At 51.1% G+C, this 15550-nt stretch carries 13 protein-coding genes; 7 read left to right on the plus strand and 6 right to left on the minus strand.

The window, feature by feature from the left end:
• Positions 1-31: 31 nt before the first annotated feature.
• From AC0IWZ_RS11045 to AC0IWZ_RS11065, 5 genes are read left to right on the plus strand one after another with little or no spacing between them, the layout of a single operon-like run.
• Positions 32-2617: a fimbrial biogenesis usher protein gene (locus AC0IWZ_RS11045; RefSeq protein ID WP_471677334.1), complete on the plus strand. Its 2586-nt coding sequence runs from the start codon at positions 32-34 to the stop codon at positions 2615-2617.
• Positions 2614-3645 (plus strand): fimbrial protein, encoded by a 1032-nt coding sequence (locus tag AC0IWZ_RS11050; RefSeq protein WP_471677333.1) that lies wholly within the window; start codon positions 2614-2616, stop codon positions 3643-3645. The genes AC0IWZ_RS11045 and AC0IWZ_RS11050 overlap by 4 nt, the downstream gene beginning before the upstream one ends.
• A 9-nt stretch (positions 3646-3654) precedes the next feature.
• Positions 3655-4191, plus strand: coding sequence for a fimbrial protein (locus AC0IWZ_RS11055; RefSeq protein ID WP_410372959.1), 537 nt, complete (start codon positions 3655-3657; stop codon positions 4189-4191).
• A 9-nt stretch (positions 4192-4200) separates the two neighbouring features.
• The gene (locus AC0IWZ_RS11060; protein WP_410372960.1) at positions 4201-4722 is read left to right on the plus strand and encodes a fimbrial protein; all 522 of its coding nucleotides are present in this window, start codon (positions 4201-4203) and stop codon (positions 4720-4722) included.
• The gene (locus tag AC0IWZ_RS11065; protein ID WP_410372961.1) at positions 4715-5416 is read left to right on the plus strand and encodes a fimbria/pilus periplasmic chaperone; all 702 of its coding nucleotides are present in this window, start codon (positions 4715-4717) and stop codon (positions 5414-5416) included. The genes AC0IWZ_RS11060 and AC0IWZ_RS11065 overlap by 8 nt, the downstream gene beginning before the upstream one ends.
• Before the next feature lie 146 nt (positions 5417-5562).
• Here the strand turns inward: AC0IWZ_RS11065 and AC0IWZ_RS11070 are convergent, their stop codons facing one another.
• The 4 genes from AC0IWZ_RS11070 to AC0IWZ_RS11085 are packed head-to-tail and all read right to left on the minus strand — an operon-like array spanning position 5563 to position 10565.
• Positions 5563-6741, minus strand: coding sequence for a c-type cytochrome (locus AC0IWZ_RS11070; RefSeq protein ID WP_471677332.1), 1179 nt, complete (start codon positions 6739-6741; stop codon positions 5563-5565).
• Between the two features lie 6 nt (positions 6742-6747).
• Positions 6748-8640 carry an NAD(P)/FAD-dependent oxidoreductase gene (locus tag AC0IWZ_RS11075; RefSeq protein ID WP_471677331.1) on the minus strand — a complete coding sequence of 631 codons (1893 nt, stop codon included), beginning with the start codon at positions 8638-8640 and terminating at the stop codon, positions 6748-6750.
• Positions 8641-8648: 8 nt separating this feature from the next.
• Positions 8649-9125: an ester cyclase gene (locus tag AC0IWZ_RS11080; protein ID WP_034495856.1), complete on the minus strand. Its 477-nt coding sequence runs from the start codon at positions 9123-9125 to the stop codon at positions 8649-8651.
• Positions 9126-9137: 12 nt separating this feature from the next.
• The gene (locus AC0IWZ_RS11085) at positions 9138-10565 is read right to left on the minus strand and encodes a gamma-aminobutyraldehyde dehydrogenase (protein ID WP_471677330.1); all 1428 of its coding nucleotides are present in this window, start codon (positions 10563-10565) and stop codon (positions 9138-9140) included.
• 243 nt (positions 10566-10808) lie between these two features.
• On the opposite strand from AC0IWZ_RS11085, the gene AC0IWZ_RS11090 reads away from it, so the two are divergent.
• Positions 10809-11534: a FadR/GntR family transcriptional regulator gene (locus tag AC0IWZ_RS11090; RefSeq protein ID WP_034495859.1), complete on the plus strand. Its 726-nt coding sequence runs from the start codon at positions 10809-10811 to the stop codon at positions 11532-11534.
• A gap of 142 nt (positions 11535-11676) precedes the next feature.
• Positions 11677-12369, plus strand: a complete 693-nt coding sequence (locus AC0IWZ_RS11095; RefSeq protein ID WP_471677329.1) for a cache domain-containing protein — start codon at positions 11677-11679, stop codon at positions 12367-12369.
• A 28-nt stretch (positions 12370-12397) separates the two neighbouring features.
• Here AC0IWZ_RS11095 and AC0IWZ_RS11100 read toward each other — a convergent pair whose 3' ends face one another.
• Together AC0IWZ_RS11100 and AC0IWZ_RS11105 are read right to left on the minus strand one after the other, a co-directional pair.
• Positions 12398-13876 (minus strand): APC family permease, encoded by a 1479-nt coding sequence (locus AC0IWZ_RS11100; protein WP_471677328.1) that lies wholly within the window; start codon positions 13874-13876, stop codon positions 12398-12400.
• Positions 13877-14100: 224 nt separating this feature from the next.
• On the minus strand, positions 14101-15549 hold the full coding sequence (locus AC0IWZ_RS11105; RefSeq protein WP_471679061.1) for an NAD-dependent succinate-semialdehyde dehydrogenase: 1449 nt from the start codon (positions 15547-15549) through the stop codon (positions 14101-14103).
• Position 15550: the final 1 nt, after the last annotated feature.

Consider the following 15550-nt stretch of genomic DNA (forward strand, 5'->3'; position numbering starts at 1 on the left):
ATTTTTGAGTCGGTAAAGGAACAATAAGACAATGCCTCGTTTAAAATACAAATTAGCCCCGCTGGCGATATATATCGCTATGGGGTCAATACATTGCTACGCGGAAAATGTCTTTAACCCTGCATTTTTATCTGACGATCCTTCTGCTGTAGCCGATCTATCCCATTTTGATGAGGGGGGCCAGGCTCCAGGTATTTATCGTGTCGATGTCTGGGTAAATGAAGAATTCATCACCACAAAAGACATTCAGTTTATTAGTGCAAAGAACGATGAGCAAAGCAATGATGACACGGGACTTGAACCTTGCCTGACCGTCAAAACGTTAGGTGTGTTTGGCGTGAATACCACCGCGAAGCCCGATCTTGCTGCAACCGCACCCGACACCTGTGTCCATCTCGCCTCCGCCATTGAAGGGGCGATGACGCAGTTTGATTTCGACCAGCAACGCCTGGATCTCAGCGTGCCACAGGCCATGATGAGTACCACTGCACGTGGCTACATCCCTCCTGCACAATGGGATGAAGGCATTAATGCCTTGTTATTTAACTACAACTTTTCCGGTGCTAATAGCAGTGACCGCGAAAATGACAGTGCCAGTAATACCTACTTTTTAGGCCTTAACAGCGGTTTTAACCTTGGGCCATGGCGCTTGCGTGATTATTCGACCTGGAGCTATAGCAGCGGGCAGCGCCGTCAAAACAGCCAGTGGAACCACATCAATACCTATCTTGAGCGGGCCATTATTCCGCTGAAAAGCGAGCTGACCATTGGCGACAGCAGCACTCCTTCCGAAGTGTTCGACAGCATTAGTTTTCGCGGTATTCAGATTGCCTCTGATGACAATATGCTGCCGGACAGCCTGCGCGGTTTTGCCCCTACGGTGCGCGGTATTGCCAAAACCCACGCGCAGGTCACGGTCAGACAAAACGGTTACATCATCTATCAGACCTACGTTTCCCCCGGTGCGTTTGAAATTAAAGATCTGTTCCCTACTTCTTCGAGTGGCGACCTGGTTGTTGAAGTTAAAGAGTCCGATGGCAGCGTGAATATTTACCGCGAGCCGTATTCCACGGTGCCTATTTTACAGCGCGAAGGTCGCATTAAATACTCTGCCACCGCCGGGACTTTTCGCAGTAACAATGATCAGCAAGATAATCCTGGATTCGCGCAATCTACGGTTATCTGGGGTTTACCAAAGGGTTTAACGGCCTACGGCGGCGGGCAATTTGCTAACCGCTATAAAGCGGCGGTGCTCGGTTTAGGGTTAAATATCGGCCGGTTTGGTGCCGTTTCGATGGATGTCACCGGCGCTGATAGCGAGCTGGTTGATGGCACAAAGCATGTCGGTTCATCTCTACGCTTCCTGTATGCAAAATCCCTCGGCGCACTCGGAACCAACTTCCAACTGCTGGGCTATCGCTACTCCACGCAGGGCTTCTACACCCTGGAGGAGACCACCTGGAACAACATGTCCGGTTACGTTAGCGACGAAACGATTAACGATGGCACGGCAAAACCGGAATACATCAGTGCTTATAACCTTTACAACAACAAGCGCGATAAATTCCAGGTCAACATCTCTCAACAACTGGGTGCTGTCGGCTCGCTTTATCTCAGCGGCAGCCGCCAGAGCTACTGGAACACCAATAAAGCCAGCATGCTTTTACAGACCGGCTACAGCGGAAATGTTCTCGGCGTGTCGTGGAACCTGAACTACAGCTACAACAAGATGCCAGGTCTTGCGCACGCTGATAACCGCATCGCGATGAGTGTTTCTGTCCCACTCAGTCTGTGGTTTTCTCAGGGCAATGATGCCTTGCAACGAAACAACTCGGCCTACGCAAGCTACAGCGCCAGCAACGATATGCACGGGCACACCACGCAAAGTGCCGGGATAAATGGCACGTTGCTTGAAGACAACAACCTTAATTACAGCGTGCAGCAGGGTTATCAAAACCAAAACAGCAGCGCCAACGGTTCCGTTTCTGCGGATTACGCCAGTTCGTGGGGCAATGTTAACGGTGGGTACAACTACAGCGACAACGGCAATTACCAGCAGGTGAATTACGGGCTTAGTGGCGGTGTAGTGATACATGACCAGGGCATTACCCTCAGTCAGCCGCTCGGCCAGACCAACGTATTGATTGCCGCGCCCGGTGCGCGAAATGTGAAAGTTGAAGATGTATCGGGGTTAAAAACTGACTGGCGCGGTTACGCCGTGGTGCCATATGCCACCACTTATCGCCGCAACAAAATGGCACTGGATACCACCTCCATGCCTGATAACGTCGATATGGTCGACAGCGTGGTGAGCGTGGTACCCACCCGTGGCGCGCTGGTACGCGCAAGTTTCGATACTCAGGTCGGTGCCAGGGTGCTGATTAATCTGACCCACCAGGGGAAACCCGTTCCCTTTGGCGCCATGGTTTCAAGTGGTGATAACAGCAGTATCGTGGGTGATGACGGGCAAGTTTATCTTTCCGGCCTCAAACCCAAAGGCTCGCTGACGGTGAAATGGGGAGACGGTGCCATGCGTACCTGTAGCGTCGCTTACACCCTGCCGGACGATGCCGAAACAAAACCGATTAACACCCTGACAAGAGAATGTAAGTCATGAAAATCACGTTTGGAAAAACATTACTCCAGGTCATGTTGGTGTTTTGTGTGTCACTGAGTACCGCACACGCGTACACCTATACCTGCAAAGGGAAAAGTGGACATCCAACCAATATCTCCGGAAGCTTCGGGACGGTGACGATTTCTGACACCACCTTGAATGTGGTCGGGCAAGTCTTTGATCATGCGGCATCGTGGAACACCGGTGGGCGAATTCAAGTACGCTGCGATGAACCTTCCGGGACTCGTTACCGGCGCTTCACTGCAACTTCCCCCCTGGTTCCGACCACTCTGGAAGGCACCACACAATGGTTCAATGTGAACGAATACCTCGATACAACGATTAACGTTGCGGTTCAGGGCAACCGCTATGTCCCTTTCAAAAATATACGAGGAGGCGGTGCCAACGACTCAGCAGGCCAGACGAGCATGCCAGCAGGGACCACCGGCTTTCTGGACTTAAAAATCATTAAACCCTTCGTCGGCACCACCTCATTTGACAACATCCATGTGGCCGATATTTTCCTGTCTAAGCAAAGTGGCGTATATAGCCCGGAACCCATCGCGCAGGTGTTCCTCAATGGCGTTATTTCCGTCCCGCAAAATTGCAGTGTGAATGCCGGTGCGGTCATACATGTTGATTTTGGTACGATGTACAACACCGATTTTACCGCCGCTGGGCAAAAGGCTGATAACGTTACCCCGCAAACGTTCAGCGTGCCGGTTGAGTGCAACTACGGCGCGTCTCTGGCAAACCTCTCACTTTCGTTGAAAGGTACCGCTACCGCCAACGGCGATGCCATCCAGTCTGATAATCCGGACGTTGGCGTGGCGATAACTGACCAGAATAGCGCCCTGCTGCGCCCTAATGACGACTCCAGTTCCATTCGTCTGGCTCTCGACGAGATAGATACCGAAACTTTTTCGACCAATGTGATGCTTAGCGCTTATCCGGTAAGTACCACCGGCAACGCCCCTGCGGAGGGTACCTTTACCGCCCTCGCCGTCTTGCGCGTGGATTTTTCCTGAGGAGTGATGATGAAAATAAAACTGCCCCCTCTGAAGGAATTATCCACCGCACTCTTACTGCTGGTTGCCCCGTATGCCGCCGCGGATGCCTACAACTTACAAATCACCGGCACGATTTTGTCGCGCACTTGTGATGTCAGTAGTAGCCAGAGTCAGACGGTGAACATCGGCCAGTTTTCCGTAAGTCACTTTGCCGCCACAGGCGACACGACAACCGCCAAACGGTTCACCATTGATTTGGTAAACTGTGGCTCCGCCGCGACCGGAACTAAGCTGACATTTTCTGGCACGAACGACAGCGACAACCCGGCATTACTCGCGCTTTCAGATACGGGAAGCTCGGGGGCTATGGCAACCGGTGTTGGGATAGAAATCCTCGATGGCAACCAACAGCCGCTGGCGATTAATACCCTGTCATCCACCGTTTACGAACTCTCGCCGGGGAGCAATTCTCTGCCTTTTTATCTGCGCTATAAAGCCACGCAAAATGTGGTCACCGCCGGAAATGCCTCCTCCGTCATGTATTTTGATTTGCAGTATCAATAAGGTGGCCGCATGAAACTCCATTTTTTGCTCACGGCGGCGCTATCGGCAGGCAGTATATTCGCAGCGCTTGCCCACGACGGAACCATGAGTATTACCGGCACGATAACCGACAACACCTGCGTGGTTTCTGCCGATTCACAAAACCTGACGGTGGAGATGGGAAACGTCAGCAGCAAGCAGTTTTACCGGGCGGGTGCCGCCACGCGTTATGAACCGTTTACCATTCATCTGGAACGTTGCGATGCCGCCGCCAGTCGCGTCAGCATTACGTTTATTGGCACACCGAACTCCGTAAATTCGCAGCTACTCGCCGTAACAACGCAAGCGCAAAGCGCTCAGGGCGTAGGAATTGGGCTATACGATAGCGATAAAACGCTGGTTCCGGTCAACAATCTCAGCGGCGGAACCGCACTGACATCGCGCCAGGCAAATGTAACGCTGCCTTTTTTTGCCCGCTATGTGGCTGACGGCAGTAATGTCAGCCCTGGCGCGGCCAATGCCACCATCACTTTTACACTGACTTATGAATAAAACTTTTATTGCAGCAGCCATTATTGTGTTCTTTGGGCACGTCACACAAAGCATGGCGGGAGTCAGCATTGGCGGCACTCGGTTTATCTATCACGAGCAGGCCAAAGGGGTGAAAGTTGAGCTGCGCAATACCAGCCAGAGCGCCTGGCTTATCAATACCACCGTGAGTTCTGGCGGCACATGGTCAGGGGTGACACCTTCAACACAGCCTGCCCCGTTTATCGCAACACCGCCGCTTTTCTCCCTCAAACCAGGACGAGAAAACAGCATTCGCTTACTCAAAACTCACGCCAACATGCCCCCTGACCGCGAAAGTTTGTTTACCTTGAGTATCGCTGCAATCCCTTCGGGCCAGGCTCAAGCCAATAGCGTGCAAATTGCGGTGCGTTCCAGAATGAAGCTTTTTTACCGCCCGGCCAATTTAAAAGGAAACCCGCAGGAGGCTTATAAACAGCTCAGGTGGGAGAAAAACCATGGGCAGGCCCGCGTCAGTAACCCGACGCCGTTTTATGTGACGCTAGTGAATCTGGTGGTTAATGGTAAAAAAATTGATAACCCTGGGATGGTGGCCCCGTTTAGCACGCGAAGCATCAACGGGTGTGCGACGGTAAACACCTGCCATTTAAGCTGGCAAAGTATTAACGATTACGGGCGTATTCTTGAGAAAACCGAACGGGATATTTCCGGGAAATAAGTATTTAAAAAAGGGCCAATAAACCTCACGATATGAGCTTCATTGGCCAGAAGCGGTGTCAGAGTATTTTTTTGAGATCCCTCTCTTCCTGGACGTGCTCGTTATAGGCCAGGTGCGTTTTGATGACCTCTTCAACCCTGAACCCTTTATTTATCGGCTTGTTTACCCCATGTTCCGCGCACGTAATTCACCACGTTATTTCGCTCTTCCTCAGACATAACCTGTTTGTAAGCAGGCATTTTGAAAGAAATATTCCCCTGAGTCTGTGGTGTCTGGGTTCCGTCATTAATGACTGAAAGCAGTGACGCCGGGTCTTTCGCCGTAACGATGGAGTTATTCACCAGCGATGGTACGGTAAAATCTTTGCCTTTGCCGTCATCGCCGTGGCAGGTCGAGCAATACATTGAATAAAGCGTTTTACCGTCTTTCGGCGAATAGGTTATTGCCCCGCTTGTAGACACCGCACCCGCATCGGGATGGTTAAAATTGAGCAAATAATATGAAATCGCTTCCAGGTCACCGTCGGTCATATATTGCGTACTCTGCGTCACCACTTCGCTCATCGGCCCGGAGAGCGCGTCATGCTGGCTTTTGCCCGTCCGCAGCAAGCCTTTTAATTCCTCCCGCGACTTCGAGATGTTTCTGAGCGACGGGGCATTCCAGCCGTCAATCATCGCACCGCTCAAATAAACATCGCTGGAGGCGTCATAGCCTTTTTCCTGCATCGTGACGCCGCGTGGAGTATGGCAGGCGCCACAATGCCCCGGCCCTTCGACTAAATATGCGCCCCGGCTCAATAATACATTGTGCTGTTCATCGGGCTTATTGGCGTTATTAACCGATTGAGTGTCATCAACATAAAGCCAATTCCAGATATGCAGCGGCCAGCGAGCGGATAATAGCCGCGGGATATCATTATCTTTATTCTTTTGCGCCGACGGCGGAATTTCATTCATAAAGTAATCATACAAATCATGAATATCTTTGTCGGTCATTCTGGCGTAGGAAGGATATGGCATCGCCGGATAGAGCGCGTGCCCGTCTTTCGCAATCCCCTGCCTCACGGCTTTTTCGAAATCTTCGTAAGAGTAATTGCCGATCCCGGCGGTTTTATCCGGCGTAATATTGGTGGCGTAAATATCCCCAACCGGCGTTGAAAATTTCTTGCCGCCCGCCATCGGTTGCCCACCTTCGGAGGTATGGCATGCCACGCAATCTGACGCCCGCGCTATGTATTTACCGGGTGAAGAATTACCGGGTGAAGAATCAGCCGCCGCATTTCCGGCAACTATCAAACATCCGATAGCCAATAGAGTTTGTTTCATCTCAAATCACCCCATTGCCTTAAGTTCGTTGACCGCACGCCAGGCCTGGTCAATGGCCGTGTGCGCGTAGGCGTCCCAGTCTGAGTCAGAGTTGGCAATCGCAATTCGCCCAATCGGTTTGCGCGCGTTATCTTTAATGGCGTCCATTTTGTCCATATCATCGAACAACGCGCTGGCGTAATACGCATAGCCATGCGCCCAGCGGTTAACGGTAATCGCCGTGATATCGCGTTGATGGTCAAAGCCGGTATGCCCGAGCATTTCCTGAAGTTGCGAGCGAATCATTTGCTCGTGAGTATCAAACGTCGTGCCCAATAAATACGCTCGCCCCTGGCGGAACTGCTCGCGCGCGCTCAATTTGCTGCCCGGATAGGTCGGGACATAAACCATATGCAGGCACATCGGTTCATCCGGGTTTTGCGGATGCTGATAACTGCCGAGACTGACCGGGTAATCGAGCTTCACGCGGCTGTACGGAGCCGCCGGAGAATAAAATTCGTGAATACCCAGTTGCTTGAATGCCTGCCAGTTTTTGACCACCACATTGGTGTAAACCAGCGGCGCTTTGACATTCAGGCGCAGATCGGCTTTCTGCGCTTCGGGTGTTTCTGGCACCAGATACGGGATCATCATGTTGTAACCGGCCATGATCGCGTTGCGCCCTTTCACGCGGTACGCTTTGCCGTCGTTAACGTAGGTCACAACCACGCCGTCGTCGGTATTTTTAGCATTAATCACAATACTGTTAAGACGGATTCGGGTGGCGTTTTTCGGGTGGTCGAGCTTTTCGTAATTGAGCCGCGAAGTGACAGAATCCTCCATGGTATGTCCGGGTAACGCCTCAGGCACCAGGTGGCGAACAATCAAACGCGCCAGGCCCGCATTGCCATCCGGCAAATGATAAACGTACGGCTCTTCCAGGTCAGCGAGAGCTTCTTCATCCAGCGGCGGCAGCTCCATGGCATCCATCCCTGGCAGCGCACAGGTTCTGGCGTCGGAACAACTCACACCTTCGATGCCGATGGCGAAAAAGTCGTTGGTGCGCTGCTGGAAATACATCATCGCCATTTTGCTTAACCCCACTTTCTCAGTCAGGAAATCGTGATAGCTGTGGGTGTCCATCCATGCGGTTTTTTCGTCTACCGTCATCCCTTTCAGGTAATCAACTGGTTTCTCGTACAAGTCCAGAATGGCTTTACGGTCACTCTCGCTTAACGGGAAATCGTTGATAAACTCAGCCAGCGGGCGGCCATTGAGCCTATCGGGTGGAATGTCATCGGCCACCGCACGCCCAGGGTCGCCGCCAACAATTTTCGTTTCACCGAAGTTCTTTTTATCAAAGAACACGCCACGGCTGAGGTGTAAGTTGGGGTAGAAATTCACATCAAAACTTTGCTTCATGCGCGTGACGCTGACACCGACCGTGGACATCAGCCCGTTGACGACGTCGCTAAAATTTCGTGTCGGCGACTGAAAGGCTTCGCTGCCACCGTAACCGATGATTTTTTTGCCGCCGGAGTTAAACTCATTGCGTTTGGCGTGTCCGCCGAAATCATCGTGGTTGTCGAGAACCAGCACTTTGCTCTCTTTACCCATCACATCGCGCCAGAAGCTGGCGGCGGCTAAACCACTCAGCCCGCCACCGACGATTACCAGATCGTATTCTTCTTTAATGGGAAGATGGTCGGTACTGAATTTTTCATGGTCGCGCCCCACGGCGTGGGCCATTTCAAATGAACCGGGATGATTCCCACGCAGACCTGTTAACTGCGGCGGGTAATAATCATCGTCCATTATTGCGGTGGCTTTTCCGGCGGCTTTAGCAAGATCGAGCGGCGTCATCCCTGCGGCAATGGTAATTGCCACCCCATTGAGAAAATCACGTCTGGTAATCGACATATAAGACCTTATTTATTTTTTGGCTTTAATTCTTCATCGAGCTTTTTGGAGTCGTAATAATCGCCCTGCCAGGTAATTTTCCCGTTATTGACGGTGATGTAACTCACCCCTTCAAATTTAATCGGGTTATTGGTCGCCGGGCTTCCCGCCCATTCGCCGCTATTTTTGCCGCTGAATTCCCAGCGAAAGGCGATGGTGTCGTGGTCATAAACCGGTTTACTGGTCATTTTCCAGGTTAAATCTGGCACGGCTTTAATAAAGGCCCCAATCACCTCTTTTTCAGCATTGCTTTTGCCATTCACTGGCGTACCGCTTGCGGCGTCGTAATAAACCACGTCCGGCGCTAAATATTGCGCGGCTTTAGCAGCATCATGCGCATTCCACGCGGACATATAATCTTTAACGACGGTTAACGGAGAAACCTCGGCCAACGCTAAATTTGAGAATAGTACAAAAGATAACGCAGCGGCTTTTATTGCTTTCATTTCATCACCTTATTATTCAGAAACATCGCACATGATGTGTTTTACGCGGGTGTATTCATCCAGCGAGTACGAGGACAAATCCTTGCCGTAGCCGGATTTTTTAAAGCCACCGTGGGGCATTTCAGCGCACAGAGGAATGTGGTTGTTAATCCACACGGTGCCGAAATCCAGGCGAATACTGAAGCGCTGGGCGCGACCGTGGTTACTGGTCCAGACGCTCGACGCCAGGCCGTATTCCACGTCGTTGGCTTTTTCGAGCGCTTCGGCTTCTGAGGAGAATTTTTGCACCGTCATGACCGGGCCAAAAACTTCGTGCTGAATTGCTTCGTCGCGCTGTTCAAGGCCGGAAATAATCGTCGGTTCAAAGTAAAAACCTGGGCCTGCGCCAGGTTTGCCGCCGGTTTCAATTTTGGCATGAGCCGGGAGGCGGCTGATAAACCCTTTCACCTGTTCAAGCTGGCTGCGGCTGTTGAGCGCACCGTATAACGCATTTTTGTCTTCTGGCGTACCGAAGGTAATTTCGCGGGTTTTAGTCACAAGTTTTTCGACAAACGATGCGTAAATCGACTCTTCAATCAGGATGCGCGTGGCAGAAGTGCAATCTTGCCCGGCGTTGAAGAATCCGGCGGTGGTGATGGTATCGACGGCTTTATTAATGTCGGCGTCGGCAAAGACAATCACCGGCGCTTTGCCGCCCAGTTCGAGATGCGCTTTGGTGAGGTTTGCCGCCGCCGAGGCCGCAACTTGCAGACCGGCGCGGACCGAACCGGTAATCGACACCAGCGAGGCTTCCGGGCTGGAGACCACCAGCGAGCCGGTTTCCGCTTTACCGAGCACCACGTTAAAGGCGCCCTGCGGGAATAGCGGTGCGGCCAGTTCTGCCAGAATTAAGGTGCTGACTGGCGTGGTGTCACTCGGTTTGAGCACCACCGTGTTGCCCGCCGCCAGCGCCGGGGCAATTTTCCACACCGCCATCATAAACGGGTAATTCCACGGCGTGACCTGGCCTACAATTCCGAGTGGTTCGCGGCGAATAGTGGAGGTTAAACCGGCGGCATATTCGTACGACGCTTTACCTTCAAGGCAACGTGCGGCACCCGCAAAGAACCGCAGTGCGTCGCAAGAAGCCGCAATCTCTTCTTTCTCAATGAAGTGGCGCAGCTGCCCGGTTTCTTCACTTTGCGCGCTCACCAGTCGGTCAACATTGCGTTCGATTTCATCGGCCAGCTTCAGGAGCGCTAACTGGCGTTGCGCAGGCGTGGAAAGTTTCCAGACCGCAAACGCGCTTTTCGCCGCGCGGTACGCCTGCTCCACTTCTTCTCGCCCTGCACTCGGCGACAGCGCGTAAGTTTCGCCGTTGACCGGGCTGACCAGGTCAAAAAGATTATCCTGCGAACCTGCCTGGTATTGCCCATTGATAAAGTGCTTCAGTACTTTCATCGCGCTCTCCGCTCGTTAAAACATAAACTATATTATGTAATATGTTTTGAGCGAGATAAATTCAATAACAATTTACTAACAATTTGATATGCATCTCATTCCAAAACGATTTTTTGCGCTGCAATTGCGCAGCTCATCAAAGTGAAGTGCCTGAACACGAATACTTAAGGCTTCCTTCATTAACAAGGGGTTGTATGCTATGTTCAAAGGCTCTATTTAGGGATTATCTCACCAGGGAATATTATGATTACTCATGCGGTGATATTTGCGCCAATCGGTCAGGCCAGCCGTTCCGATCAAATCGTTCAGCGACTTTCCAATGCCATTATTACCGGCCTGCTTGAGGCTAATGAGCAACTTCCTAATGAAGCGGATCTGGCGAAAATGATGGGGGTTTCTCACATCACTATCCGCGAAGCGTTAAATACGCTGCGTGCCAATAATTTAATCCACACGGTGCGTGGGCGTAATGGTGGAAGCTTTGTTTGCGAACAAGCCTGGGAATTAAGTCAAACACTTAATCCTTTTAAATCATTAAGCACCGATTACCTTTCCGATCTCGGTGAAATGCACTGCGCCATTATTAGCCACAGTGCAAGATTAGCCTCGCGAAGAATGACCCAGGCAGATATTACGCGCCTGCGTGATTTTGTTTCGGTTCTCGACTCAGCCCAATCGCCTGAAGCACGCACTCAGGCGGATATGCGCTGTTTGTTAGCGATTGCGGCGTGTTCTCAATCAGCCCGCCTGGCGAACCAGGAATTGATTTTGCAATCAGAATGGTCATCGCTGGTGGCGATTTTGTTCCGTTCAGACAATATCCATCGCGAAATTGTTGAGCTGTATACCACGTTAATTGACACTCTGGCTTCACACCATGAAGCGGAGTCCGTTAACCTTGCCAAAAAGTTAATCGACACGTTTACTTTCTATCTGATAGAAAATAAATTGAAGCACAATATAAATTAATACCCAAGATAATTCGAATTGCATCGCGGCGGCAAGAGAACAAGTCCCGATGAGCTTACATAAGTAAGTGATTCGGGCGCGAGAACGCAGCCAACAAAGAGGCAACTTGAAGTATGAAGGGTATATAACAACAGGCATAAATATGCTAACAACATCACTCCGTACCCTAAGCGAAAAAATAGACAGCATCATCAATTCGATGATTGATTCCACCGGGATGCTGGCGAAAGATATTCAATCAACACTTGCTGAAATTGAAGGGGTCAATCTTGAACATCTGCTTGAACCTTCCATCAGAAAGACCATTCAGGAACATATAAAAAAGACATTAAACAACAATGTTTATTGTTCGGGCGCGGGGTTTGCCAGCCATATCGAAGCCACGGGAAACAATAAGGAATTCTGGCTATTGGAGTGGTGGTATAAGAAGGCCGACGGCGTAAAGCAGGTGAATCTTGACTTGGACCAGGCAACCCAACAGCGCCTGGATTTCAGAACCTTTGAGTGGTTCAAACAAGCGCCAGCTGTGGGTGACGCATTTATTCATGGTCCCTACGTTGATTATATCTGCAATACTTCGTACACCATTACCTCCGCCGTTCCGGTTTATTTCAACCAGCAATTCTTAGGCGTGGCGGCGATTGATTTATTGGTGAGTCGTGTTGAGGATGAGTTATTACCTTTCGCGACGAATGATAAAGTTTTTCTTACCAATAAAGAGCGCAGAATTGTATTTTCGAGCCATCCAAAATTCCGCGTGGGTGACTTGCTGGATGTCAGCCTGGCATCTGTGGTTTATGAAAATGATTACTTTAATTTATATCAGGCAAAGTAAAACGGGCGGGTAAACCCCGCCCTTATGTTTATGACTGTTCCGCATTCAGCTTGCGCGCATATTCAATCGCATCGTTTTCTGGTGCATTCGAACGGCCAAACGGTTTAGTGATAAACATGTAAAGCAGACCGGAAATGATCACAATCGACAGCCCGACTAATACCGTCCAGCGATCCACAAAACTCTCGCCTGCCGCCGGTTGCGCCAGTAACCAAATCCCGCACAAACCATAAGCCAGCGCCAGCACGTTGACGATAATTCCCCATGAACCGACCGTCCATTCCCCTGCTGGTTTCCAGCCTTTCAGGCGTTGACGCAATGCCGCCAGCACCACCATCTGGAATGAAATATAGATACCGATAACCGCAAAGGCTGTGATTCGCGCCAGGCTATCCGGCTGGAAGTAAACCCAGACACAAATAATCACCGGCAATAAGCAGCTCACCATCATCGCGTTATCCGGCACGCTGTGTTTGGAAATCTTCGACATCCACTCGCTGCCCGGCAGCATGTTATCGCGGGAGAAAGAGAAGATCAGGCGGCTCAATGCGGCTTGCAAAGAAAGAATACAAGACAGCATGGCGATAGCAGCGACAACGATAAATATTGTCGCCCCGGTTTCACCCAGCGCCTGGTTAAGTATGGTCGGGATCGGGTCTGCGATTTTGCCGTTAACAATATCCTGCAAGTCGGGTGAAGAGAGTAAATACCCCATGATTGAGATAACCGCTGAAATAGCCCCAAACACGATACTTAAAATCATCGCCACTGGAATCTTCTTGCCTGGGTTTTTAACTTCTTCCGCCACATTGCCGCAGGCTTCAAAGCCAAAGAACATAAACAAGCCCATTAACGATGCGGACATAAACGCGGTGGTGTAATTGCCGTCTGCGGAGAGCACGCCCATGGAATCAAATACCACGGAGAACGGCTGGGCGCGGTGGAAAATTAACAGGTAAATACCCAGCGCAATCACGCTGACAATTTCGCACCAGAAACCAATTTTAGCGACGCGGGCTAAGTTTTTGGTCCCGGACATATTGACCCCCATCATAATCAACAGCAGGACGACGGAAGTCAGCATCATGTTGCCCGCGCTGGTCGCGTAGTGAAACAGTGACGCAACGAAGGTGGCGGTATATTCGGCAATTGAGGTGATAGTGACCACCAATGCCCAGAGATAAATCCATGCGGCAATCCAGGCATATTTTTTACCCCACAATCTTCTCGCCCACGGATATAAACCGCCAGTAATCGGATATTGCGAAGCCACTTCGCCGAAGACTAATGCCACCAGCAATTGACCGCAGGCAACAATTAAAATCCACCAGATTGCCGGTGGCCCTGCCAGCGTCACCGCGAGGGCGAACAGCGAATACACCGCAGTCAGCGGCGAAAGATAAGTGAATCCCAATGCGAAGTTAGACATCAGCCCTATCGAGCGGTTGAATTGCTCGCCTTTAACTGGCTGATGTTGAAGATTTTCTTTGTCTGTCGTCTGTTCCATATCTTTTCTCTTTCTGTGGCATAAGGGCAGGCAGTGTGTGTATTTTATAAAACATAATATGTTATATGTATACGCTCAATGTCACATAATTGTTAAAGATTTTGGCGGGATTTTTAACAGGTGGGATTTTGTCGGATGACGCTTCGCTTATCCGACCTACGAAAGGCTATGGCGCGATGAATTGTAGGGTGGATAAGCGAAGCGTCATCCACCATTTTACAAAGTCAGAGTTTTACGCAGACATACTTCATCTCCAGATACTCATCTATGCCAAAACGTGAACCTTCTCGCCCCAGGCCGGACTGTTTAATCCCGCCAAACGGTGCAACTTCATTAGAAATCAGCCCGGTATTGACGCCAACCATGCCATATTCCAGCGCCTCTGGGATTAGCCATTGGCGTTTTGCATCCTGAGTGAAGATATAAGCGGCTAAACCAAATTCGGTGTCGTTGGCGTAATTAACCGCTTCGGCATCGGTTTCAAATTTAAATAGCGGCGCAACTGGCCCGAAGGTTTCTTCTTTCGCAAAGCGCATATTCTGCGTGACATTCGCCACCACCGTCGGCGCGAAAAAGTTTCCGCCTAACGCGTGTTTGTGGCCGCCGGTTAATACTGTTGCGCCCTTTTCTACCGCGTCGTGAATATGAAGCTCCACCTTCTCAATCGCTTTGGCATTGATTAGCGGCCCTTGATTAACGCCGTCATCCATGCCGTTGCCGACCTTCAGCGCTTCCACCGCTTTGACCAGTTCCGCGCTGAGCGCCTGATATATCCCGCTTTGCACATAAATTCGGTTCGCACACACGCACGTCTGCCCGCTATTGCGGAATTTCGACGCCATAATGCCTTTCACGGCCAGCTCAAGATCCGCATCATCGAAGACGATAACGGGCGCATTGCCCCCTAACTCCAGCGACAATTTTTTGATGGTCGGCGCGCATTGCGCCATTAACAGACGTCCGGTGTCCGTGGAGCCGGTAAAACTCAGTTTACGAACCGTCGCGTTGCGGCACAGTTCACCGCCAATTTCTTTGGCGTCCCCTGTGATTACCTGCAACAACCCTTGCGGCAAGCCCGCCAGCTCGGCCAGTTTTGCCAGCGCCAGCGCGGTCAGCGGTGTTTGCTCCGCGGGTTTTACGATAATCGCGCAGCCTGCGGCAAGTGCTGGCGCGACTTTGCGGGTGATCATCGCCGCCGGGAAATTCCACGGTGTAATTGCCGCGCAAACGCCGACCGGTTGTTTCGAGACGATAAAACGTTGATCCGCCGCGGTTGGCTGCAACAAAACGCCGTCCACCCTTTTGGCTTCTTCCGCAAACCAGGTAATAAACGAGGCGGCGTAGTTGATTTCACCTCGCGCCTCAGCCAGCGGTTTGCCGCCCTCCAGAGTCATCAGCCGCGCCAGATCTTCGCTGTTTTCCTGAATCAGGTTTACCCAACTGTGGAGAATTTTGGCGCGACTGGCCGCCGTTTGTGTCTTCCACTCTTTTTGCGCAGCTTCAGCAGCCTCAATGGCGCGTTGCGTTTCGACCTGCGCCATTAAAGGCACATCCGCTATTTTTTCCCCGGTGGCAGCATTCACTACCGGCATGGTTTTACCCGACTGCGCATGACTCCATTCCCCTGCAATCAGGCAGGCATCACGCAGCAAATCGTTATTTTTCAAATTGATC

Source organism: Buttiauxella sp. AC142 (assembly GCF_979253435.1).